Annotated in this window: 20 protein-coding genes and 2 pseudogenes; 7 read left to right on the forward strand and 15 right to left on the reverse strand. The window is 66.3% G+C overall.

Going from position 1 to position 21,732, the window contains the following annotated elements; translation table 11 throughout:
* Positions 1–34: 34 nt before the first annotated feature.
* Positions 35–1,336: a winged helix-turn-helix domain-containing protein gene (locus tag IE075_RS12735; RefSeq protein ID WP_189457152.1), complete on the forward strand. Its 1,302-nt coding sequence runs from the start codon at positions 35–37 to the stop codon at positions 1,334–1,336.
* Between the two features lie 155 nt (positions 1,337–1,491).
* Here IE075_RS12735 and IE075_RS12740 read toward each other — a convergent pair whose 3' ends face one another.
* The 3 genes from IE075_RS12740 to IE075_RS12750 all read right to left on the reverse strand — a co-directional run bounded on the left by IE075_RS12740 (position 1,492) and on the right by IE075_RS12750 (position 3,742).
* Positions 1,492–2,025, reverse strand: coding sequence for a hypothetical protein (locus IE075_RS12740; RefSeq protein ID WP_189457154.1), 534 nt, complete (start codon positions 2,023–2,025; stop codon positions 1,492–1,494).
* Between the two features lie 128 nt (positions 2,026–2,153).
* Positions 2,154–2,531 (reverse strand): hypothetical protein, encoded by a 378-nt coding sequence (locus tag IE075_RS12745; RefSeq protein WP_189457156.1) that lies wholly within the window; start codon positions 2,529–2,531, stop codon positions 2,154–2,156.
* The gene (locus IE075_RS12750) at positions 2,528–3,742 is read right to left on the reverse strand and encodes a TraB/GumN family protein (RefSeq protein ID WP_189457158.1); all 1,215 of its coding nucleotides are present in this window, start codon (positions 3,740–3,742) and stop codon (positions 2,528–2,530) included. The genes IE075_RS12745 and IE075_RS12750 overlap by 4 nt, the downstream gene beginning before the upstream one ends.
* 1,151 nt (positions 3,743–4,893) lie before the next feature.
* Here IE075_RS12750 and IE075_RS12755 point away from each other — a divergent pair.
* Complete coding sequence (locus IE075_RS12755; RefSeq protein WP_268244942.1) at positions 4,894–5,652, forward strand: hypothetical protein; 759 nt, start codon at positions 4,894–4,896, stop codon at positions 5,650–5,652.
* A 169-nt stretch (positions 5,653–5,821) separates the two neighbouring features.
* Here IE075_RS12755 and IE075_RS12760 read toward each other — a convergent pair whose 3' ends face one another.
* From IE075_RS12760 to IE075_RS12785, 7 genes and pseudogenes are all read right to left on the reverse strand, one after another.
* Positions 5,822–6,208, reverse strand: a complete 387-nt coding sequence (locus tag IE075_RS12760) for an MAPEG family protein (protein WP_189457163.1) — start codon at positions 6,206–6,208, stop codon at positions 5,822–5,824.
* A gap of 124 nt (positions 6,209–6,332) precedes the next feature.
* The gene (locus tag IE075_RS12765) at positions 6,333–6,752 is read right to left on the reverse strand and encodes an MAPEG family protein (protein WP_189457165.1); all 420 of its coding nucleotides are present in this window, start codon (positions 6,750–6,752) and stop codon (positions 6,333–6,335) included.
* A gap of 91 nt (positions 6,753–6,843) precedes the next feature.
* Positions 6,844–7,218 (reverse strand): GFA family protein, encoded by a 375-nt coding sequence (locus IE075_RS12770; RefSeq protein ID WP_229792511.1) that lies wholly within the window; start codon positions 7,216–7,218, stop codon positions 6,844–6,846.
* A 76-nt stretch (positions 7,219–7,294) separates the two neighbouring features.
* A complete protein-coding gene (locus IE075_RS12775) occupies positions 7,295–7,750 on the reverse strand; it encodes a DUF6194 family protein (protein ID WP_189457169.1) in 456 nt (151 codons plus the stop codon).
* 174 nt (positions 7,751–7,924) lie between these two features.
* Positions 7,925–8,170: pseudogene (locus IE075_RS16065) on the reverse strand (GFA family protein); the annotation flags it as partial.
* A gap of 142 nt (positions 8,171–8,312) precedes the next feature.
* Complete coding sequence (locus IE075_RS12780; RefSeq protein ID WP_189457171.1) at positions 8,313–8,864, reverse strand: YdeI/OmpD-associated family protein; 552 nt, start codon at positions 8,862–8,864, stop codon at positions 8,313–8,315.
* A 73-nt stretch (positions 8,865–8,937) separates the two neighbouring features.
* A complete protein-coding gene (locus IE075_RS12785; protein WP_229792512.1) occupies positions 8,938–9,396 on the reverse strand; it encodes a nuclear transport factor 2 family protein in 459 nt (152 codons plus the stop codon).
* Positions 9,397–9,779: 383 nt separating this feature from the next.
* On the opposite strand from IE075_RS12785, the gene IE075_RS12790 reads away from it, so the two are divergent.
* Together IE075_RS12790 and IE075_RS12795 are read left to right on the forward strand one after the other, a co-directional pair.
* Entirely contained in the window at positions 9,780–10,940 is a 1,161-nt protein-coding gene (locus tag IE075_RS12790; RefSeq protein WP_189457175.1) for an acyl-CoA dehydrogenase family protein, read from the forward strand.
* Positions 10,941–10,945: 5 nt separating this feature from the next.
* Positions 10,946–12,901 carry a hybrid sensor histidine kinase/response regulator gene (locus tag IE075_RS12795; RefSeq protein WP_189457177.1) on the forward strand — a complete coding sequence of 652 codons (1,956 nt, stop codon included), beginning with the start codon at positions 10,946–10,948 and terminating at the stop codon, positions 12,899–12,901.
* A 37-nt stretch (positions 12,902–12,938) separates the two neighbouring features.
* Here the strand turns inward: IE075_RS12795 and IE075_RS12800 are convergent, their stop codons facing one another.
* From IE075_RS12800 to IE075_RS12810, 3 genes are all read right to left on the reverse strand, one after another.
* Positions 12,939–13,184 carry a hypothetical protein gene (locus tag IE075_RS12800; RefSeq protein ID WP_189457179.1) on the reverse strand — a complete coding sequence of 82 codons (246 nt, stop codon included), beginning with the start codon at positions 13,182–13,184 and terminating at the stop codon, positions 12,939–12,941.
* A gap of 494 nt (positions 13,185–13,678) precedes the next feature.
* A complete protein-coding gene (locus IE075_RS12805) occupies positions 13,679–14,452 on the reverse strand; it encodes a hypothetical protein (protein ID WP_229792513.1) in 774 nt (257 codons plus the stop codon).
* Positions 14,449–14,970 carry an RNA polymerase sigma factor gene (locus tag IE075_RS12810; protein ID WP_189457183.1) on the reverse strand — a complete coding sequence of 174 codons (522 nt, stop codon included), beginning with the start codon at positions 14,968–14,970 and terminating at the stop codon, positions 14,449–14,451. The genes IE075_RS12805 and IE075_RS12810 overlap by 4 nt, the downstream gene beginning before the upstream one ends.
* Positions 14,971–15,180: 210 nt before the next feature.
* On the opposite strand from IE075_RS12810, the gene IE075_RS12815 reads away from it, so the two are divergent.
* Both IE075_RS12815 and IE075_RS12820 read left to right on the forward strand, forming a co-directional pair.
* Positions 15,181–16,368, forward strand: coding sequence for a serine hydrolase domain-containing protein (locus tag IE075_RS12815; RefSeq protein WP_308427829.1), 1,188 nt, complete (start codon positions 15,181–15,183; stop codon positions 16,366–16,368).
* Positions 16,369–16,684: 316 nt separating this feature from the next.
* The gene (locus IE075_RS12820) at positions 16,685–17,305 is read left to right on the forward strand and encodes a CPBP family intramembrane glutamic endopeptidase (RefSeq protein ID WP_229792514.1); all 621 of its coding nucleotides are present in this window, start codon (positions 16,685–16,687) and stop codon (positions 17,303–17,305) included.
* Positions 17,306–17,580: 275 nt separating this feature from the next.
* Here the strand turns inward: IE075_RS12820 and IE075_RS12825 are convergent, their stop codons facing one another.
* Positions 17,581–18,264 (reverse strand): ion channel, encoded by a 684-nt coding sequence (locus IE075_RS12825; protein WP_189457189.1) that lies wholly within the window; start codon positions 18,262–18,264, stop codon positions 17,581–17,583.
* A 418-nt stretch (positions 18,265–18,682) separates the two neighbouring features.
* Between IE075_RS12825 and IE075_RS12830 the strand changes: the two are divergent.
* Positions 18,683–20,005, forward strand: a pseudogene (locus IE075_RS12830) (dicarboxylate/amino acid:cation symporter).
* A gap of 119 nt (positions 20,006–20,124) precedes the next feature.
* Here the strand turns inward: IE075_RS12830 and IE075_RS12835 are convergent.
* Positions 20,125–21,690, reverse strand: coding sequence for an amino acid permease (locus IE075_RS12835; RefSeq protein WP_229792515.1), 1,566 nt, complete (start codon positions 21,688–21,690; stop codon positions 20,125–20,127).
* Positions 21,691–21,732 lie beyond the last annotated feature (42 nt).

A 21,732-nucleotide genomic window follows, 5' to 3' on the forward strand; every position in this document is an offset into this window, starting at 1 on the left:
TTTTCTGCCGTACACATCCGGATTTCTGATCACTTTGAAATCAATTACTTACCCTGATGAGATTCAGCTCGGTAACTGGCGCGTCACCCGCGCGACAGGCGAAATCATGGGCCCGGACGGGCGGCAGCGGCTCGAACCGAAGGTCGCGGATCTACTGTTCCTGCTGGCTGCGTCGCCCGGGGAGGCAGTGAGCCGCGAGCGAATCATGGAAGCGCTCTGGCCGGGGCAGGTGGTCGGAGACGACAGCCTGGCCCGAGCAGTGTTCAAACTGCGGCAGGCGCTGGGCGACGAAGCCAAGGCGCCGCGCTATATCGAGACCCTGTCCAAGCGTGGCTACCGGTTGATTGCGGACGTGACGCCCGTGCCGTCTCCGGACATGTCCGCCAACGTCGAGCCGGCCGCCGCGTCGTCCAGCCGTAGCGTTCCGCCGCGAGCGGCGTGGATCGCCTTGTGCGCTACGGCGGCACTGCTGCTAGCGGCCGGTGCGTGGTGGTTTGCCAGCCGTCGCGCCATGCCGGAGCCGGAGGCGCGCCAGCCGAGCGCCTTGACCGTCCAGGCGGACGATTTCTATTTCCAGTTCACGCGCGGGGACAACGAGTCGGCGATCGAGCTCTACGAACGCGTGCTCGCTCTGCAGCCTGACGACGCACACGCTCTTGCGGGGCTCGCGAATGCACTGGTGCAACGGGCGATTCGCTGGCCGGACCTCTCAGGCCAGCCACCGATGCATTTCACGCGACTGGGCGATGCCCTCGCGCACGGCCATCTCGACCGCCAACCCGCTTCGCGGCAACTGGAGCGTGCACGCTTGATGGCAGAGCGGGCCGTTGCCGTGGCGCCGGACTCGTCTGCGGCGCACAAGGCCGTTGGTTTCGTCGCCAGCGCTCAGAGCCGTTTCCAGGACGCGCTGATCGCGTACGAACGGGCCGTCGAGCTCGATCCGAATGCGTGGGGAACGCTGATCAACATCGGCGATGTTCTTGAGATCACGGGGCGCGAGCGCGAAGCACTGCCTTATTTCGAGCGCGCCTATGCCGCGATGCAGCGTAGCTATGCGAACAACCCGGTGCAGATACGCCCGTGGTACGCGCCGCTGGGAGTCCTCATCGCCGATCGCCATGCGAGCCGGGGCGACCCGTCGATGGCTGAATCGTGGTACCGCCGGGTTCTCGGGCATTCACCCCTGCACCCGGAATCCACAAGGGGACTCGCGCAGCTGATGCGCGCTGGCGGCGACGAAGCTGAAGCCCGGCGCCTTTGCGCGGAGTTGAACCACCGGGTCGGTGTCGACGCTGCATGCGATCGCCCTGCTGAGACGGCGGCCGATCCAGAGTGACGTCTTTGCGGACCGCGAGGGGGAAGCAGAAGGACTAATCGTGCGGCTGGGATTCCTGACGCTCGTGGGCCCGCTTGTGGCCGGAAGCCGACGTCGGGCAACGGTATTTGGGTTTGGGCGAACCAAAAGCGGCTCGCCGCCTGCGTCCCTCGAGATCACCTCTTCCGGATCTTCAGTTCCGATGTTCCGCTGACCTTGCCGTTCGTCACTGTGACCGTCACCTCTCGGCCTGGAAACGTGTACTCGTACACGGACATATGGGGAGCGTCAGCGAATGTCCGGATCTTGTGTGGCTTGCCTGCTGATGCCACGAGCTTTGCCAAGGGGTCGCCCGTCACGATCCGAGTGCCGTTGACATCCACGCCCGTCAGTACTGCTGGCCCGGGCTTGCTCACGATGTGATTGTCGGCAATGCCTGTGATTTTCCCGCCACGCACGCTTACGTTGACTTGACGCTCGCCGAGCGAGTACTCGTGAAGCGATGTGGCTGGCGCGCCCGGGAAAGGCCTGACCTGATCAGGCTTGCCCGCGACCTTGTGCAGTTTCTTGACCGAGTCGCCGATCGACGCGGCGCCGCCCTTGAACTGGACGCTCTGCGCAAACGCAGGGGCGGCGAGCAGGCACAGCAGCAAAGCAGATTTAATCGCGCGCATGACGGTCGAGGTCTCGTTTTTCCAGTCGATAGACATTGTTTCTTTACGGCGAGACGCTTCAGCGGGCAACCGCGCCCACAGTTGGGATTTACCAGATCCGATCTTGAGGCTTGGAGTATGCGTCGGAGGGGCTGCTGTCGACGTTCGTCCGGTTCCCGTCGAGGCTACCCAGCCGGGGGCATGGCGCGGGACGAGCACGCGACGGTGATTTGGTCAATTCGGCAATAAGGATTGCGCTCGCGTTCGGCCGGCGTGCTGCTAGACGCGCAGAGCCTACGTGCCTCGGCGCGAACCTCGGGCGGGTTCATCGCAAAGTACCCTTCGCAGTCAACGCGCGAGGCATCGCTCGTCGCGCGGGGACGATAGTCGGGCGGGATCGAAAGCGTGCCATCAGCCTCGACGGTGGGCAGGGGCTTCAGTGGTTCCGTACGCTCGCAGCCTGCCAGCAATGCGGCCGCAGCAACAGCAGCCCCGAACATGCGGCCTTTCCGGCAGGCCGGCATGATGCGCGCGGCCTTCCGCCGGTATGCGAACGCGGTCATGGTGACAGCGTCGGGCCGGCGCCTTCGCGCGGCGCCGCCCAGTCGGAGCCACGGTACACGCCCACGTATTGCGCGTACCCGCTGGTAGGCACGTCCGCCGACGGCAGGAGCCCGGGGTCCATCGACGAGCGCAGCGCGATGAGCTGCTGGCCTTCGCGGTACGGCGAACGGTCTGCATCGATACGGAAGACGGTCAGCCGATGTGGCGCCGAAGCTTCGCGCAGTGATGCGGAGCCGGCGAGCTTCACCACCGGGCCATCTACGTTGCCATCGGTGAAGCGCACGCGCGCGACGCCGGTCGGGAGAGGCACTGGGAACTGGAACGCACTGTCGAGCCCGTAGACGACGAGGCTGCGGACGCCGTCCGCAGACGGCAGGTCCGACGCACGCACCCGGCCGCCAAATGGCAGCCGTCCCCGCAGCGGGCCCTGCATCACGTGCGTCGCACCCCAGAGGCCGTAGGCCGGACGGTCCCCGAGCACATCCGATCGCACCAGCGCTGCGTAGTTGTTGAAGATGATCGTCTCTCGGTCGCTCTCCACAGCCTGGCGCTCAAGTGCCTGCAGCAGGTAAGCGTCTGCCGCCGCATCGGGAGCCCGGGCGAGCGCATCGGCCGCGAGCCGGGCGCGGGACGTACCGCGCGCGGAGGCGAACGCTGCCGCGTCGAGCGGCGCGCCGCGTGCCTGAAGTTCCTCTGCCACGAGTGGCCAGTCCTGGATCGCGTCTATGCCATGGATCCGGATGCGTTGGCCGGCCGGCAGGCCTGCATTGAGTCGTCGGATCGCGCGGAGCTTGTCCTCGTAGGCGGTGTTCGCCCACTGGCTGTCCGCGTTCCAGCGGTCGAATACGCGGTCAAGCAGCGTTTCGTCGCCGGTGTCCAGGTAGCGATTTAGCCGATGCGCCTGCACCGGGTCGACCTCGCCCAGGTAATCAGTCAGGCCGAGCCGTGCGTTGAGGTGCGTGAGCAGTTCGATATCGAGCACCTGCGGCGCCGCCGAGCCGTGACTTTCGCCTAGCAGGAACAATCGGCCTGAATAGAAATCGTCATCGAACGAGAAGGTCAGCCCACCCGTCACCGGACCCTCGACCACGACATGCTGCTTGAGGTAGTTCACACGGGCGGGCTCAGGTGCATCCGCCAGCACGCCCGCCGGCAGGTGCGGCGGCGGGCCTTGCGCGATGGCCGGCGCGGCGCAAACGGACAGCAGCATGAAAACAGCGAACGCACACATAGACGACTTCATGAATTCCCTCTCTCCCCCACCGGCACATTGCCGCGTGCGCAAGTATCGCAGGCAAGCGGCTGTTGACCTCCCGCGAGCCACGTGTCGTCGGCATGCCATGACGCGCGTCAAGGCCGAAACGGCGAGGCAGAGGACGCCCTTCCCACATGTGTACTGCGCACTTTCGCGTTCGACTGGGAGCGGATGTAACGCGGCGGCGCTTATCCGGCTGGCTCTCGGCTCCGCACCTAACCCGATTGACGTTTCTCCCGCGCAGCAACGCGCTCTTCCGGCGAGGGGCGCTGCCGGCTACTGGGCCGCGCTGAGCTCCAGCACGCGGCAGTCGGGGTCAGGCAGGACTGCATCGGTCCGCACGCAAATCCTGAATCTTTCCGCGGCAGCCAAGTCGCGCGTCTCGCCCTCTGCAAGCGTGAAGCGCGCCAGCGGCCCTCGCGGACAGGCGGATGGCTCCGTGCCGTCCGACGCGCCACACGCGGCCGAGTACACGGTGTAGTGGCATTGACCCGTTCCGCTGTCGATGCAGCGGAAGCGGGCCGTTCCGTCCCGCACCCGAGCCTTGCTGTATACGTCGGCCTGGCCTTCACCAAAAGTGCGATGTACGTGGGTCGAGCCACTGATCGAGCACCCCATGGACAGGACCGCCAGGCAGCACGCTGCGATGAATTTCATAGAACACCTTGAGGTTGGCGAAGTCGGACCACCAGTCACATGCAGCGAAACACCGCCGGGCATCGCGCGATCACAGCACTTGTTTCGGTCGTTCGAGGCAGCCGCGATATGCGGCACGAACCGGAGGTTCGCGATCGGGCCAGGCGCCCGAGTCGCTGGCGCGCAGCATAGCGGCGCGTACGCGCAGTTCGCTCCGCAATCCGACGCGGCCCGGAAGGGTGCGACGAAACCGGCTTTTCCAGGCATGGGAAGAGGCACGTGCCGCGGCCCAGCGAGCCAAACACCATAGCCGGTCGCTGCCGAATGCGATGTCCGTTACGGGTCGGAAGCAGACGCTGGCTGATTACCCGCGGCAGTCTGCTCAAGCTTAACGAGAGCGCCAGAGTAGCGAGTGCAGCCATCGCACGTGAAGCTTGGCCGTGTGGCGTGAGAGGCCTTACCTTGGCGGGATGAACGCCCCGCCCCGCTCGCTCACCAATTCTCTCTCGAGCCGAACCCTCCTCGCCCTGACGGAGGCAATGGAGCACACCTTCGATGCTTCGGCCTGGGCGAGGTTGGGCGTGGAGCTTGAGATGCCACAGCTGGCTGACCCTGACCTACGGCTGCAGCAATCACTGCGGTTCGGCGACGATGACTACGGCTACTGTGTCGCGCAGTTCGTGAGGCATCTTGACGCCGAAAGACCCGCGGATCTTCGCGACCTGGCCGACCGCCCGGAGATAAAGGTCTGGCTGGATTCGAATGCACCTGGCGCCGCTCAGGAGCTGGGGCTGGGCCAAGCGCTTGTGACGCCTCTCGTTGAGTCGGGACCGGCGAGTAAGGCCACAGAGCAGGCATTGGTGGACGCGCTCCAATGGCTGGACGCAGGTGAGCCGGTGGGCTGCATCCACCGAATTCACGATGCACTTCGTGGCTACCTGCTCGACGTCTGCGCTCGTGCGAATCTGACCGTTGCCGGCGATGCAACCGTCACCGAGCTCTACTGGCTACTGACCAGCGACCACCCGATTTTTGCTGCACAGACCCGGCAAAGCCCGCAGGTCGGCCATGCATTGGCGTCATTAGCTGGAGCCGTGACAGCCCTCAACACGGTGCGACACGACGCCCCGATCGTCGATGCGAATCAGGCAGCTCCGGGAGAGGCAGAGGCGGTGCTCATGGCGGAGCTAGTGCGGACGCTCTTCAACTACGTGAGACGCCGACTGTAAGCGGCCGGCCAATTTGTGGAGAGCGATCAGCTCGATCACGAGTCGCAACCGCCGCTGATTGTCTCCCTGACCTGCCCATGTCCGCTTCCGGCCGGAATCGGACGTCGCAAACGCGGGGCCATGGCATGCGTTGACTCCACCGACAAGCAGCGTCAGCCCGAACGAATCGTCAGGCTGCGCTACCACGGACGATGCCGACGAGCGCGCCAATCGCCAGTGCGAAAATCGGCAGCATCGACAGCGCAAAGCCGATGCCACGACTGGCAGGCGCCGCCGAATAGCTCCGCCAGTAGATGAGCCGGCCAATCAGGTATACGGCGCCGATGCCCGCCACATACGGCTGCGGCCAATACTTGGCCGCGACGAATAAAGAGGGCAGAAACGCCACCATGAGCTCGACGGTGTTCATCTGCACGCGATAGGCGCGCTCGAACATTTCATGACCCGAGACTGCCGGTGCGTCGACTCCATACAGGCCTCGCGCACGACCCACCAGGATGGCAAAAAACACCAGCTGCACAACGGCCAGCACGGCGACAAGATCGACGTAATTCATTGCTTCCTTCCATGGTGCGGCGATATACGTGAATTATCGCCCGAATTGAGGTGCGACTCGGCGCGATCCGGCAGCCCAGATTTGCGCTAGGACAACTGCGAAGCAGCGCCGGCTGGACGAATTTCTAGCCCGCCACGCGAAGCGCAAACAGCCTGGCGAGCCAGATCACCGCCACGACCAGCTGGACCAGGAAAAACGCGAATCGAATCTGCGCAGCCGTGGCGCTCCCCGACGCGAGATGAACCAAGGACTGGGCGATTCGAGCGGCGAGCACCCACAGGGCGAGCGAGTCTGTGACCGAGACCCGGTCGGTCGCCAGTGCGAAGAGCAGCAGGCCGCCAATGATCGGGAAGCTCTCGTAGCAATTCGCGTGCGCCCGACACAGCCGGTTGGCAAACGGAGATACGTCGCTGCCGTCAGGGGCGAACGTGTTCGGCTGTCGCCCGAACTTCAGGACTGCCCGCGTGCGTAGCACTTCGATCCCCGCGATCAGGATCAGCATCCAAGTCACGTACCCGGTCAGTGCCAGTGCGGTTGGGCTCATGCTTTTCCCTCCATGGAACGCGTTGGCTGAACACGCGCCGGGACACCTGGGTTAATCCTGGCCGCAAAGGCCGGCCTGTGCGGAGGCGTCATCACGGCCCAGCCGAGACAAGGGTCTGGGCGGCGCCGTTGCTTGCACCGATCGGCCCGATGGCCGCCAGATCAATGCCCTCGATGCACGCGAGGTTGAACCCGAACTCCGTCGGCACACTGCGACGCTGGTGGTGCGTGTAGATGCCGCAGATGCTGCAGAAGTAGTGCCTTGCGGCCTTGGTGTTCCACTGATACAGGGAGAGCTTGTCGGCGCCGCGGGTGACCCGCAGGCGATCGAGGGGAACAGCAGCCATGATGGCCCCCTTGCGGCTGCAGATCGAGCAGTTGCAGCGCCGGACATTCTCGTAGCCGTTCTCGAGGTCGACTTCGAACTCGACAGCCCCACAGTGACAACTTCCCTTCTCGGTTCGCACGGTGTTCTCCATTGTGCATCGACAACTCAGTTAAGCCGCTCCGCAGAGCGACGTCGGTTTGGCGATTCATCGGCACTCATGCTGCTGCGACTCGCTTGTCGAACTTAACGGCCGCCAGCTCATGTGCCTCCCTCAGCAGTGGCTTAATCGTTTCAAAGGTCTGGGCGCTCGGGTTGAGCACACTGACCCACGCCATCCAGCCGTAAACCGGGTGCGGGGTGAGGGTGTCGAGAACGCTGAAATCGTGACCCGTGTTCACGACACCGCCCGCGGCGGGCCGCGCCGGAGGTAAGCCGAACAGCGAGCGGTACGTGGGCTTGCCGATGCCCATATTGAGGCGGAAGACGCCGGGGCGAGCCAAGTCGGATGCTTGGTCGTTGTCGCCGTCCTTCACCTTCAAGGTGGCGAAGTACACGCCACGCGGGAGGACCAGGCCCGGGTTGTAGAAGAACGAGGTCTCGCCCCAGGCACAAACGGGAACGATGCCTTCAAAGCTCTCGCAGATGTACTGCGCGACGGAGGATTCTTCCATGAGTCCTGATGCCTGAGTTGAGCCGTGCCGCGATGTCGTTTCGGTCGAATCGACACACACCATTTTAGGGGACTGCGAGTCGCCTGATTACGCTGCTCGACGCCACCCACGATCCGGACCCGCCGGCGCGGTCGATCCTGGACGAGGTGCGTTGAGGGCTGCGGATACTCCAGATCAGGGAAAGCGCCGACACCGATCGCGACCAGCGCCGGCTCGGGATCCCAATGGTAGAGGACCGCAGAGCCGCAGCTCGGGCAGAGAGCTAACCGGGCTGGGCCGCCTTGCGCGCTCGGGCGCACGAGCGCCTTGATCGCTCCAGCGATGGTCATCCACTCGGAAGCGGGCCTCGGCCGCGAACACGCTCCCGCTGCGCCGTCGGCAATCGAGGCAGCGGCATACCGAGACACGCGCGGGTCGCCTCGCGGCAGACCACCGAGTTCGCGAAGCAGCAGATAGCGAAGCGCGATTTCATGGTGCTCCACACCTGAGTTCAACCGCGCGGCGAGGCAAGTTCAGATCTGGCGAACTGTCGTGCCGATCCCCAACCGACGGCCCGGCCACGTCAATCTGCAGCGCGCGGCGAGGTAAGCGCCTTGCTGTAGAAGCCCGAGGGATCGAAACAGCAAACGCGGCGGCTGCCCGAGGCGAGCTTGTCACAGGCGTCTGCAATGCGTTTCGAGCGGGTAGCGGATTTCTTGGCCGACGTGATCCAGTGGATCCAGTCCACCCGCGCGAGCGTTGTCGTGCACTCCCAGACCCGACGCGCTTGCGGATTCGCCTCCAGCGCGGTCTCGAAGTCTTCGGGCACGGCGGGTTCCGGCTCGTGCTGCACCGATGCAACCTCCACCGCGACGGTGTCGCCGAACTCGATGCCTGCAGCGTGCCGAAGCTCGGCGCTGACCCGCAGCCAGTGGCTCAATTGACCGTCGGGCTCAAGCGTCTCGCGGAAGAGCATTCCGTTCAGTGTGCCGTCGACGGTGGTTCTTCCACGCCTTGGCAGCTGCTGGCTCACTTCCTTCGGCAGCACGAGAAATGCCCATCCCGCATCCGGCCCCGCATCGGCGGGACGTTGCAGACGCGCCTGGAAGCGAGCTTTTGCGGTCTCTTCGGTCATCGCGAATCCTCGCGGTTGCGCCTGACAGCAGGGCTGGCTCGCGTCGCCATGCGCAGTCGCCTCAAGGGCGTTGTCAGGGCTCACCCTTGGCAGCCCGGTGGCCATAGCTGAGCACTCGGGTGAGCTGCCAGCGTCCCTCGTGCTGCCGCCACACCATCACAAAATCCGCGAGGCCGTCGCAGGTGTCGCCGTCGGCTTCGCAGAAGCGGTGGGTGCCTTGCGCGATCGCTCCGAAATCCCGGATGGGATAGACCTCGAGTGACCCCTCGACAAGCTCGCGCCGGTATTTTCCGCAGGCGTTGTCACGGGTGCGCGCCAACATGTCGTCCCGGTTCCACGTGACTCCGCCGTTGTCGTGATAGAACTCGACGTCCTCGGCGAAGTACGCGGCGTGCCTGCTCAGTTCCGCCGGGTCGCTGCAGGCGTTGAACGAGTCGAAGACCGCCCGGTCCAGCCCGGCCACCAGGCTGGCGAGCTCTTCCGGTGAGCGCTCCGGCGGAGCCGCCGCGGCGACCCCGAGCGCGGCAAGCACGCTGAATCCTGCAAGTACAGCAAGTCTTTTCACTCGAGCCTCCGAAGTACTGCGTGCAAATCCGATGCCGATGGAGGCATCGAGTGCCGCGCAGCCGGATGCTGAGGTTGGTCGGCCGAGCGGTCAACCGGAAGATGCCTGACGTCTCCGCACGTAATGTCCGGGTTGAATCGATAGCGGGCAGCGGCTGATCAGCGCCGGTGCACTGGCCGCTTCCAGTGGGGCCGGTCCTCGAGTGGCAGGCGCGGACACGATATCTCGTGCCCTACTGCGCGCTCCGGCGTGGAGCGCACGATGCAGCAACTACTGCGGCACGGCCAGCATGTTGCATGGATCGGCCGGCGTCTGAGCCCGGGTTCACCGGGCGGCCGTACAATCGGGTGATGGATGAGTACTTGCCCGGGCCGCTGGCCCGCGTTGTCGAGCGGGCCGATCGGGTCGCAACCTCAACCATTGGTCCTGACGCGGAGCGCGTGGACCGTGAGGCGCTGTGGCCCGAGCACGGGCTGCGCGCACTTGCGGCGGAAGGCTTGGGCGGGTTGACGGTGCCGGCGCACCTCGGCGGGCTCGGCCACGGCCTGCTCGGTCTGGCCGTCGTGACGGAAACCCTGGGCCGTGCGTGCGCATCCACGGCGATGTGCTACGGCATGCATTGCGTCGGCGCTGCGGTGATCGCGGCCAAGGCCACGCCGCTGCATCAGGAACGCTACCTGCGGCCCATCGCGCGTGGCGAGCATCTCACCACGCTCGCGCTCTCCGAGTCGGGGACCGGCGCGCATTTCTTTCTACCGCAGACGCGGATGGACCGCGACGGCGACGCGTTCGTGCTGCAAGGGCAAAAACAGTTTGTCACCAACGGCGGGCACGCGGATTCGTACGTGGTGTCGACCTGCGCCGCAGAGGATGCGATCGGCGGCGAGTTCAGCTGTTTGGTCGTTGACAACGACACACCGGCGGTCCAGTGGGGCCAGCCATGGCAGGGCCTGGGCATGCGCGGCAACTCATCGCGGTCGATGCTGTTGGACGGCGCGCACGTGCCCGCCGCGCATCTGCTCGGCGAAGAAGGCGACCAGGTCTGGTATGTGTTCGAGGTGGTCGCGCCGTATTTCCTCACCGCAATGGCCGGCACCTACCTCGGCGTGGCCGCGACGGCGCTGGAGCAGGTGATGCAGCACATGCGCGAGCGTCGGCATGCGCATTCGGGCCAGACGCTCGCGGACGTCGACGTGCTGCAGCATCGGGTGGGCCAGCTGTGGATGAAGCTGGAAAAAAGCCGCCTGCTGCTTCGCCATGCCGCGCAACTCGGTGACATGGGTGCAGCCACGGCGTTGACCGCGATCCTTGCGTGCAAGGCCGACGCGGGCGAGACGGCCGTGGCGGTCACCAACGAGGCGATGACGCTCGGCGGCGGCATGGCCTACCGCGAGAACAGCACGCTGGCGCGCTGCCTGCGTGACGCGCGCGCGGCGCACGTGATGTCGCCCACCACCGACCTGCTGACCACCTGGACCGGGCGTAACGCGCTTGGTCTTGCGCTGTTCTGAGCTCCATGCGCGGCGTTCTGCACCTGCTCCGGGAATCACATGACGCGGCGGACGCCGACGCGCTCGAGCGTCGGCTGCTGGCGCACGGCTTTGACGTGCGCGTGTTCCAGTCCGCCGAGGCATTGGCGGAGGACCTGCGCGCCGCAGACAGCTGCGTGGTCTGCATCGCGCCCGATGTCGTGCAACCGCTTCCGCCGGCGCGTTGGCTCGCCCGCCATCTGCCGGGCTTGCGCTTTGTGTTCCTGCTGGATGCGGCCCAGGAGGTCGCGTTCCGGAAACAGGCGGCCTATGCCGCGCCGGCGGGTGGCCGCTGGACCGCGGTCAACGCCAACGCGGCCGATCTAGAAGCGCGCATCGACGACGAACTTGCGCGTTCGCGGCAGCAGCGCAAGCTGCAGTCCACGCTCACTCGCATGAAGCTGCAGTTGCCCGAGCCGCGGGTGCCTGACTCGGCCGAATACCGACGACTGGTTGCGTCGGACCGTTACCTCGCCAGCGTGCTGCGCCACGCGCACGACGCGATCGTCTCGGTGGATCGACGCGGCAACGTCATTTCATGGAACCGCGGCGCGGAGCAGCTGTTCGGGCTGACGCTCGAGCAGGCGCAACGCCGGCCATTCGTGGCGCTGTTCCGCCAGCCCGAGGCGGCGAAAAGCGCACTGGACGCGTGCCTGGGGGGCTCCTTCCGCACCACCGGGTTGGAGCTCGAGCATGCGGGCGTGATTCGCCACGTCGACGGCAACTTCGGTCCGCTGCAGGACGAAGAGCAGCACATCGTCGGTGCGGTCGCGATCCTGCGCGACAACACCGAGCGCCACCATGCCGAAGAAGAGCTGCGCGCGAACTCGAAACAGAAGGACGAGTTCCTGGCCATGCTCGCGCACGAGTTGCGCAATCCGCTTGCACCGATCCGCAATGCGACGCAGATCCTGGGGATGCTGAGCCAACAGGATCCGCGCGCGCAGCAGGCGACGCAGATCATCGCGCGGCAGACCGATCACATGGCCGCGCTGATCGAGGACCTGCTCGACGTCGCGCGCGTCACCCGCGGCGCGGTCGTGCTCAAGCGCGAGATCATTCCGCTCACGCAGATCGTGAACGACGCGGTCGAACAGGCCCGTTCGCTCATCGAATCCAGGCGGCACCGGCTGTTCGTTTCGGATGCGTCCGACGCGCTGCAGGTTGCGGGTGATCGCAAGCGGCTGACCCAGGTGCTCGCAAACCTGCTCGTCAACGCCGCCAAGTACACGCCGGAGGGCGGCGAGGTGCGCGTCGAGTTGTCCGGCGACGAGCACCACGTGGTAATCGCGGTCAGCGATAACGGGGTCGGCATGGACGCAGCGCTGCGCGCGCGCGTGTTCGATCTCTTCGTGCAGGCCGAACGCACACCGGATCGCGCGGAAGGGGGGCTCGGCATCGGCCTGGCGCTCGTGCGCTCGCTGGTCGCGATGCACGGTGGCGCGGTGTCGGCGCACAGCGAAGGCCCGGGCAAGGGAAGTCGGTTCGAGGTGCGACTGCCGCGCGCGCGGCCGGCCGGCGAGCAATTCGCGACGGCGCCTTCCCGTGGGTTCGGTGCCCCGGCGCACCCGCTGCACCTTATGGTGGTGGACGACAGCGAGGATTCCGCCCAGACGCTTGGCATCCTGCTGCATGCGAGCGGCCACCACGTGGATGTCGAGACCGATCCGCGCAGTGCACTCGTGCGCGCACAGCGCGAACTGCCGGATGCATTCATCCTCGATATCGGCATGCCGCATATCGACGGGTATGAGCTCGCACGACGCATCCGGTCGATCCCGTCGGGCAAGCGCCCGGTCCTGATCGCGCTGACCGGCTACGGACACCAGTCCGATCGTGAGCGCGCGCAGAGCGCCGGATTCGACCATCACCTGGTCAAGCCGTTGGAGCCGGAAAAGCTGCTGCAGCTGCTCGACCTGGTGTCGATGGCGCACGTGGACTGAGCCAGCGCCTCGCGTCGCCTGCCACTAACCGGCCAGCCTAGGCGTGGCCGACACCCGGCCGGCGCAACGGCGCCGATTGCGAGCCCAACGCCTCCCTGCAGCCTTCCGCTGCGTCCTCGGCCTCGGCCAGCATTTCCTCAAGTGTCGACTGATCACCGCTTGCAAGCGCGCCGCGGGCAAGGCCCAGTGCAATGCACACGCGGGAGACCTCATTGCGCAGCTGGTGCTCACGGCGCCAGCCCGCTTCGGAGAGATATCGATCCATCGAACCGCCTGCTTCCATGGCGCGCTCCTGCGCTTTGGCGAGGACCGAGTGTCGCCGACCGGCTTCCGTTCGCCAAGTCTTGCCAGGTGAGGCTGGAACCGAGCCATCAGCGCGCGCGCCCATGTTCAGGCGGCTGCAAGCCCAAGCGCGCGCGTGACCAGGAAGGTCGCACGGACTGATCAAGGCCGATCAGCTTCGCGCCGTTGATGGCGTCTGCTTCTAGCCAGAAGCGGGCCTCGGCTGATCAACACCGGCAGGCTGGCCAGCGGCGAGCTGGCGGAAGAAATGACCTGCTTATGCCCGATCGATCGGGCCCAGCGGCCAGTTCTTCGCGACTTCAAGGAGTTGATGCGCAAGCCGACGCGGGGCGAGGCTGCGTTCGAGCTCGGCGTCGCTGGCGCCACGAGCGTTGTCCGACTGCGGTGATCGCCACGGCCCGCGCTCCGGACCGGCAGACGTTTCTGCAGCGCGCGGCGACGGCCGCAGCAGTCGCGCCGCTCGCATTGGGCGCCTCACAAGCGATCCTCGTCGACCAGCCGGTAGCCCCCCGGGACATCGCTGGACAGATATCCGCGCGCAAGCGGGACATTGAACCGAAACCGATAGCGAATCTCGAGCCCGCCGGGGCCGCCATTTTCCATCGCGAGCGGAAGCCCATCGCGATCGGCCCACAGCACCATCCGGTTGCCGGATATATCGAGCGCCCAGCCATGGGCAACGCGACCGTCGATGGTTCGGGTGCTGTCCAGGCGCTGTGCTTGGCCTTTGAAGTTGCGAATCTGCGCGAGCCACTTGAGCGCCGCGTCGGGTCCGCCAGCGGCCTGCTCCAGTGGCATCGTCATCGCGTGCTTAGGCCCGTGCTGCAGCGTCAGCACCCGGCCGCGGACCGGATCAACGACCACGCTGAGCTCGGCTCCCACATCGGTTCGCAGCACGCCGCGCGCATCCACGACGGTGCGCGACCGCTGGATGACGCGGTCGCCGTGCCGCTGCTCCACCTGCATCGACAATGTCCGAAAATCGCGAAGATGGGCTTGGACGTCGGCAAAGGCCGTGCCTTGCTCCGTCCAGAGCGGAAGCGCGAGAACGACGATCGCAAGCACCGCGGCGCTCGCGGCTGCCAGCCAGTGGGCCCGCACCGGGCCGGGCCGCGACCGTGCGCTGTGCACGCGGGCCAGCAAGCGCTGCTGGGCCGCTTCGGTCGCGCCCAGCGGCGGCGCTGCGTCGGACGCGTCGACCCACGCGACGAGCCGACGGGACAACTCATGGCGAAATCCGGATCTCATGGCCTGGCCTCCTCCGCAAACTGACTCAACTGGGCCTCGAGCCGTCGCCGCGCACGATGCAGAACCACGCTTACGTTGTTCTCCGTCATCCGCAACGCTGCAGCGACCTCGGCCAAATCGAAACCCTCCAGGTACCGGAGCGCGAAGCACTGCGCCTCGCGTCGGCTCAGCGCGCCCAACGCGGCCCTCAGCTGGGCCGCGCGCTGCGCTTCGATGCTGGCCTCTTCCGCGGACGGCGCCGACACCGGCGTCTGCGCCCTCCACGTGGGCAGCAGCCGCCACCAGCGCTGGCGCCGGCGCAATACGTCGATGGCAAGGCGTGTCGCTGCGGACGTCAAATAGGCGGGCCAGGACGCGATGCCGTCATGCCTGGACTCGAGCAGGCGCAGGAATACCTCCTGCTGAACGTCTTCGGCCTGCGCCTGATCGCCGAGCAGCCGATACGCAGTGCGAAACACCAGCGGACCGTGCACGCGGGCGAGTTCGGCCACGTCGGATGCGTCGGGCAACGGGGTCACGGGCTGAATCGATCGGACATGGCGATGAGGTCCCTTTTTAGCGCTCGCATATCCCTCTGACGAACCGGGGCGCGCTTTCTTACGCAGGCACCGGGTCGTAAGAAGCTCTGTGGTGGCGCGTCAACAAGGAGAACGACACGAGGAGATTGCCCCATGCACCGCCCTGCTTCGACCTCACCCATCATCCGATCCACGGCCCGCCGGCGCTGCGTGACTTCATCGCACGTCGAACGGATCACCGCAACGCTGCTCGCGGCATGCCTGCTCGTGTCCACAGCGCCCGCCCTGTGCGGCGAGACAAGCTCCCCCGCTGTGGTCGAGTCGCAGATCGATATCGAGCTCCAGCGCGCCATGGCCGCGACCGGTGCCAACGCGATTGCCATGGCCGTCGTGGAGGATGGGCACGTCACTCATGTGGCCAGCCGAGGCCGTCGCAACGCTGCAGGGGATCCGCTGCTGACCGACACCGTCATGTACGGGGCGTCGCTGACCAAAGCGGCGTTTGCCTACATGGTGATGCAGCTCGTCGACGAAGAGCTGATCGAGCTCGATCGGCCGATTTCCGAGTATCTCGACCGCCCCCTCCCAGACTATCCGGACGACCCCCGATACGGACCGTGGAGCAATCTCGCCGACGACCCGCGCTGGCGCTCGCTGACGCCGCGGATGCTGCTGAACCACAGCGCCGGCTTTGCGAACTTCGCCTGGCTCGAGCCTGACGGGAAGCTGCGCATCCACTTCGAGCCCGGCAGCCGCTACGCGTATTCGGGCGAAGGCTACATCCTGCTGCAGTTCGTCCTCGAGCGCGGTCTAGGCCTGGACGTGGGTAAGGAAATGCAGCGTCGCGTCTTTGACCGCTTCGGGATGACGAACACCGGCATGACGTGGCGCCCGGATTTCGCCGACAACCTCGCCGACGGCTGGAGCATCGACGGCGCCCCCGAGCCGCATGACCCGCGCAGCAAGGTGCGTGCAGCGGGCTCCATGGACACGACGATCCAGGACATGGCCCGCTTCGCGGCTGGCTACATCCGCGGCGAGGGACTGACGCCCCAGGCGCACGCCGCGCTCTTCCGCGCGCCGCTGCCGATCGCCACCGATCGACAGTTCCCCACGCTGCAATCCGAGCTGCCCGCTGCAAAGCGTTGCGAAAACTTGGCCTCTGGCTTGGGCGTGGAAGTATTCGACGGGCCGCAAGGCCCCGGGTTCATCCGGGGTGGGCACAACGAGATCACTGGCAACGTTTGGGTCTGCCTGCAACGCGGTCGCCGCTGCGTCGTCATCCTCTCCAACGATGTGCGGGCAGAGGCCGCATTCCCCCGTCTCGTCGAGTCTGTACTCGGTGAAACCGGTGCTCCGTGGCGCTGGAAGTACGGCGCCATGACGTTCTGGCGCTGACCACGAGCGGACGACATTGCTGGTGCAGAGATTGTCGCGCGGTCGGGCGAAATGGCCTCCATCCGGCGCGCGGGCTGATCGCGACGCGGGACGCGGGACGCGGCCGTCGGCGTGCCGGCCCCCTGCCGTTCGACACCGTGACAAACGAGCGTTCGGATCGACGGCCCCAGCTGGAACAATCGATTCGCCCGCCTTCCGGGCGTCAGCTGGATAGATCCGCATGCAAGCCCTCCTGACCGCGCGACCGGCCGACTCGCGACTGCGCGCACTGGCCGAACTGGTTCTCGTCGTCGCGGCATTCGGAGCCGCGCTGTCGATGATGACCGTCGATCAGGCGGTCGGTGGCAGCGTGGCCGCTAAGCTGTTCGTGCTGGCCCGTATGGCCGCGCTCGTGCTGCTGTGCACCTGGCTGCTGCGTCGCAGCGGCGAGCGTTGGGCCGACGTGGGCCTGCGTCGGCCTCCTCGCTGGTGGTCGGTGCCGCTGGTGGTTACCGCCGGTTTCGTGGGGTTCGTCGCGATCGTGATGATTGCCAATCCACTGCTCGCGGCGCTCGGCTTGGATCCACCGCGACACACCGATGCTGCACTTCGCGGCGACCTGCTGGAGTACCTCTTCTGGGCCGGGCCTGTCACATGGGGCACGGCGGCATTCGGCGAGGAGCTGCTGCTGCGCGGCTTCATTCTCGACCGCATCGCCAAGCTGATCGGCTCGCCCCGCACGCCGGCAATGCTGGCCGCCGTCGTGCTGCAGGCCGCGCTGTTCGGATCACTCCATTTCCACCAAGGCCTCGGCGGTGTACTGGTCACCGGCTCGATCGGTGTGCTGATGGGACTGATGTGGCTGCTCGGCGGCCGAAACCTGTGGGCCTGCATCATCCTGCACGGCATCATCAATTCGATCTCCCACTACGAGAGCTATACCGCCGTGGCAGGTTGAGATCGTCCGATCGATTGCCGACTGAGCCCGGCGCACGCTGCGGGCTTCTGGCTGCAGTGGCGCGGGCGCTGTTCCGGCACGGTGCAGGCTGACACTGCGAACCCAGGCGATGACGGATCGCGGACGTGAGCCCTCGGGCATCCGGCAACGCACGTGGGCGAAAGCCAGCCCCCCCCCGCTGGCCGACCCGGTGAAGCTCTCCGAGATCCCCATGCCCGCGATGGGTCGGATGCGGACCTACCAGTCGTGCTCGCTAGCGCAGAGAGCGCTGCCCATCATTCCCGGTCGCGCTGGCGGGATACCGACATGCCGATCAGCCGCGACACCGCCACTGCGATGTAGCCCACTCCTGCGACTTGCTCCAGCATCACGAGAACGCGCGCCTGCGGCAGCAGCGGCACGATGTCACCGTTGCCGACTCCGGACAGCGTGGAGAAGCTGAGGAACAGCAGCTCGATCCACACTCGCGACCGTTCCGGCGCTGTCACGCCGGTGAAGCTGCCCGGGTACCAGAACTGGCACACGTAGTAGGCGTACGCAAAGCCCCAGGCCAGCAGGGTGAACGTCGCCCCTGCTGCGAACAACTCATCCGTCGTGACGTTGTGGTCATGCAGCATGTACGCGATCAGGCTCGCGGCGGCGTAGAAGTACAGGGCGGATTCCAACAGGGAGGCCCAAGCGATCAGATCAGGTCGCTGTAGCAGGATTCCGGCAGCCGACAGGCCAATGGCCGGTAACGCCAGCGTCCACGCGATCCAGTTGGTGGCCGCGCTGCGGCGAACCACCCAGACCGCCAGCGGCACGACCGTCAATGAGACGGCCCCCAGCAGCACTCGTCCCGTGTTCGTGCCGTCGACCAGCGGATAGAGCAAAAGGCTCACAAGTTGAGCAGCGAGCAACAGGGCCGAGGGATGCTCCCGGGCACGGGCAAAGCTGGGAAGGAAGCCGGTCAAACTCATCACACGGGGACGCGGGCGGAGCCCAAGCTTGGCATGCCGACGGTGCACGCAGACGGTCGAGGCGAAGCCATACAGCGCCCCACACGCCTCCTGCCTCCCCCGCGCGGCTCCCCTACTCAGGGCAAAGGGTGAGTCGACCGGCCCGGACGCAAAGCAGGCCGCGCCCGCAGTCGGCCGAAGCAGGCCGGCTATAGACACCTGCGCCCTGAGCCTCAACGCAATCTCGTTGGCCGCCACGGCCTGACGTTCCTGCTGCGGCTGCGGCCGCGGGGCAGCCACGCGCTTCGATTCAGCGCGGAAACGCCGCGCAATCCGTTTGCTACGCTTGGGGCATCCCGGAGAGCACACCATGTCCGACGCTGAGCGCAGCGCCCCTTCAACGCCCGCGCCGCAGCGCCGCATGCCACTGCACTGGAAGATCGCGATCGGCTTCTTCAGCGGCCTCGCACTCGGCCTCGTGCTGTATGCACTTGGTTACGGCGAGTTCGCGCCGGCCGGCCTCGATGCGCCTCGATGCGCCGCGGGTGGCGCTGCATCATGGACGTGCACGCCATGGGTCGAGCTGCTCAGCAGCAGCATCGGCTAGCTGTTCCTCAATCTCATCTTCATGCTCGTGATACCGCTGCTGTTCTCGGCGCTCGTGATCGGCGTGAGCGACATGGGCGACGTACAGTCGTTCGGCCGCATCGGCTGGCGCACGCTCGGCTACACCGTGCTGATGTCGGCGATCGCCGTGCTGATCGGCCTGCTGCTTGTGAACACCATGCGCCCGGGTGCCGGCGTCGATCCAGCGCTCGCGCAGCAGCTGCTCAGTGAGAACGCCGAGCGCGCGCGCGGCATCGTCGCCTCCAGTGCGGACGCACCGGCCGGCCTGGGCATGCTGATGTCGATCGTGCCGAGCAACGTGGTGCGCGCTGCGGCCGACGGCACCGTGCTCGCGGTGATGTTCTTCGCGCTGATGCTGGGCCTCGGCATGGTGCTCACGCCCGGGCGCGGAACCGAGGCGCTGCGCGCGGCGATCCAGGGCCTGTTCGACGTCTCGATGACGCTGATCGGGCTGGTCATCCGCCTCGCACCGTACGCCGTGTTCGTGTTCATGCTCGAACTTGCCGCGACATTCGGTTGGGAATTGCTCGGCAAGCTCGCCGGATACGTCGCGGTCGTCGTGCTCGCGCTCGCAATCCACCTCGTCGTCAGCTACGGCCTTGCACTGCGGCTGATCGCCGGCTATTCGCCGCTTGCCTTCTTCAAGGCCGTGCAGGAGGCGATGCTGCTTGCGTTCTCGACGGCTTCGAGCAATGCCACGCTGCCGACCGCGCTGCGCGTGGCCGATGAGCGCCTGCACCTGCCGCCGAAGATCTCGCGCTTCGTGCTAACCGTCGGCGCGACCGCAAACCAGAACGGAACCGCCCTATTCGAAGGCGTGACGGTCATCTTCCTTGCCCAGTTCTTCGGCGTGGACCTGTCGCTCGGCCAGCAGGCAGTGGTCATGCTGGTCTGCATCCTCGGCGGGATCGGCACGGCTGGTGTTCCGTCGGGCTCGTTGCCGGTAGTGGCGATGATCTGCGTGATGGTCGGCGTGCCTGCGGAGGGCATCGCGCTGATCCTCGGCGTGAACCACTTCCTCGACATGTGCCGCACCACGCTCAACGTCACCGGCGACCTCGCGATCGCCACGCTCGTTTCGCGCGGTGAGAGCGCCGAGAGCACGCAGGCGCTGCCGGATGCGCCGGTGGCGTAAGGCGGCGGTCGGGACGCCGGGCCTCCGCCACGGTCGGCGCGGTGCGGGCGAGACCGGGTGTGCGGCACACGAAAACGGCGCGGTCTCCCGCGCCGTTTTCAGTGCAGCTCAGTGAGCCGTCAGACGCTCGGCGCGTCTTCCTTGAACTCCGGCAGCGCCGGTCCGTCCAGCTGGCCCAGGCCCTTGTTCAGGCGCGAATTGCGCATGCCGTACACGAAGTAGAGGACGACGGCGCCGAGCGCGTACCACGCGAAGAACACCAGCACGCGGGTCTCAACAGTGAAGATCAGGGCGAAGCACGCGACGATGCCCAGTGCCGGCAGCACCGGGTAGAGCGGCACGCGGAAGCCGCGCGGGATGTTGGGGTGCGAGCGACGCAGCCAGATCACCGCAAGGCAGACGATGCCGAACGCGGCGAGCGTGCCGACCGAGGTCATGTCGCCGAGCGTATTGATGTCGAAGAACGCGGCCGCGAACGCGGTGAGCACGCCCACCAGCACCGTATTCACCCACGGGGTCTTGAACTTCGGATGGATGGTCGAGAACACGCGCGGCAGCAGGCCGTCGCGCGCCATCGTGTAGAAGATGCGCGTCTGCCCGTACATGAGCACCAGCACGACCGAGGTCAAGCCGATGATCGCGCCAACCTTGATGAGCTTGGCAAACCAGCTCCACTGCGGGCCGAGCGCGTCGACCGCAACCGCGACCGGGTCCGGTACGTCGAGCGTCTTGTAGTTAACGACCAGCGTCAGCACGAGCGAGACCAGGATGTACAGGATCGTGCAGACCGCGAGCGAACCGATGATGCCGATGGGCATGTCCTTCTTCGGGTTCTTCGCTTCCTGCCCGGCCGTCGAGACCGCTTCGAAGCCGATGTAGGCGAAGAACACGATTGATGCTGCGCGGAACACGCCGCCCCAGCCGAACTCACCCTTCTCGCCGGTCGGTTCGGGAATGAACGGGTCCCAGTTGGATTTCAGCTCACCGAAATTCTCGATGCAGTACCAGCCGACCACCGCGATGAAGGCGAGGATCACCGCCATCTTGATCGCGACGATGATGTTGTTGACCTTCGCGCTCTCCGATACGCCGACCACCAGCAAGCCGGCGAGTGCGAGGCAGATGAGCAGCGCGGGCAGGTTGAACAGCGTGGTGACCGCATTGCCCGCCGCGTCGAGCACCGGGGCGCCGTCGCGCATCAGCACATGGCCGGCCGGGCCGGTGAGCTCCGGCGGTATCACAAGGCCGTAGTCGCCGAGCAGGCTGACGACGTAACCCGACCAGCCGACAGCGACCACCGATGCGGCGAGGCCGTACTCGAGCAGCAGCAGCGCACCCATGATCCACGCGGCAAACTCACCGACGGTGGTGTAGCTGTAGGTGTACGCCGACCCGGACACCGGCAGCGTCGATGACAGTTCCGCATAGCACAGGCCGGCCAGGGCGCAGACGATGCCCGCAACGAGGAATGAGAGCAGCACCGCGGGCCCGGCGTGCAGCGCGGCGGCGTTGCCCGTGCGCACGAAAATGCCGGCGCCGATGATGCAGCCGATACCGAGGAACACGAGGTTCCACGGTCCGAGCGTGCGTTTGAGCTGGCTGCTCTCGGTCTCCTGCTGGACCTGCGCCACGCTCTTGCGGGCCATCATGCGGCCGAGCAGGCCGCTGTTGGGAGTTGTCGGCATCGAATCGGGTGTCCCTTATGGAGTTGGTGCGCGGCCGGTCGG

Origin of the sequence: Cognatilysobacter bugurensis, from assembly GCF_014652095.1 — a bacterium.
Taxonomy (GTDB): domain Bacteria; phylum Pseudomonadota; class Gammaproteobacteria; order Xanthomonadales; family Xanthomonadaceae; genus Cognatilysobacter; species Cognatilysobacter bugurensis.

Coding starts and splice junctions, on each gene's coding strand:
- IE075_RS12740 (WP_189457154.1), bottom strand. CDS start 2,025: ATGTCTATCGACTGGAAAAACGAGACCTCGACCGTCATGCGCGCGATT.
- IE075_RS12745 (WP_189457156.1), bottom strand. CDS start 2,531: ATGACCGCGTTCGCATACCGGCGGAAGGCCGCGCGCATCATGCCGGCC.
- IE075_RS12750 (WP_189457158.1), bottom strand. CDS start 3,742: ATGCTGCTGTCCGTTTGCGCCGCGCCGGCCATCGCGCAAGGCCCGCCG.
- IE075_RS12755 (WP_268244942.1), top strand. CDS start 4,894: ATGAACGCCCCGCCCCGCTCGCTCACCAATTCTCTCTCGAGCCGAACC.
- IE075_RS12760 (WP_189457163.1), bottom strand. CDS start 6,208: ATGAATTACGTCGATCTTGTCGCCGTGCTGGCCGTTGTGCAGCTGGTG.
- IE075_RS12765 (WP_189457165.1), bottom strand. CDS start 6,752: ATGAGCCCAACCGCACTGGCACTGACCGGGTACGTGACTTGGATGCTG.
- IE075_RS12775 (WP_189457169.1), bottom strand. CDS start 7,750: ATGGAAGAATCCTCCGTCGCGCAGTACATCTGCGAGAGCTTTGAAGGC.
- IE075_RS12780 (WP_189457171.1), bottom strand. CDS start 8,864: ATGACCGAAGAGACCGCAAAAGCTCGCTTCCAGGCGCGTCTGCAACGT.
- IE075_RS12790 (WP_189457175.1), top strand. CDS start 9,780: ATGGATGAGTACTTGCCCGGGCCGCTGGCCCGCGTTGTCGAGCGGGCC.
- IE075_RS12795 (WP_189457177.1), top strand. CDS start 10,946: ATGCGCGGCGTTCTGCACCTGCTCCGGGAATCACATGACGCGGCGGAC.
- IE075_RS12800 (WP_189457179.1), bottom strand. CDS start 13,184: ATGGAAGCAGGCGGTTCGATGGATCGATATCTCTCCGAAGCGGGCTGG.
- IE075_RS12805 (WP_229792513.1), bottom strand. CDS start 14,452: ATGAGATCCGGATTTCGCCATGAGTTGTCCCGTCGGCTCGTCGCGTGG.
- IE075_RS12820 (WP_229792514.1), top strand. CDS start 16,685: ATGATGACCGTCGATCAGGCGGTCGGTGGCAGCGTGGCCGCTAAGCTG.
- IE075_RS12825 (WP_189457189.1), bottom strand. CDS start 18,264: ATGAGTTTGACCGGCTTCCTTCCCAGCTTTGCCCGTGCCCGGGAGCAT.
- IE075_RS12835 (WP_229792515.1), bottom strand. CDS start 21,690: ATGCCGACAACTCCCAACAGCGGCCTGCTCGGCCGCATGATGGCCCGC.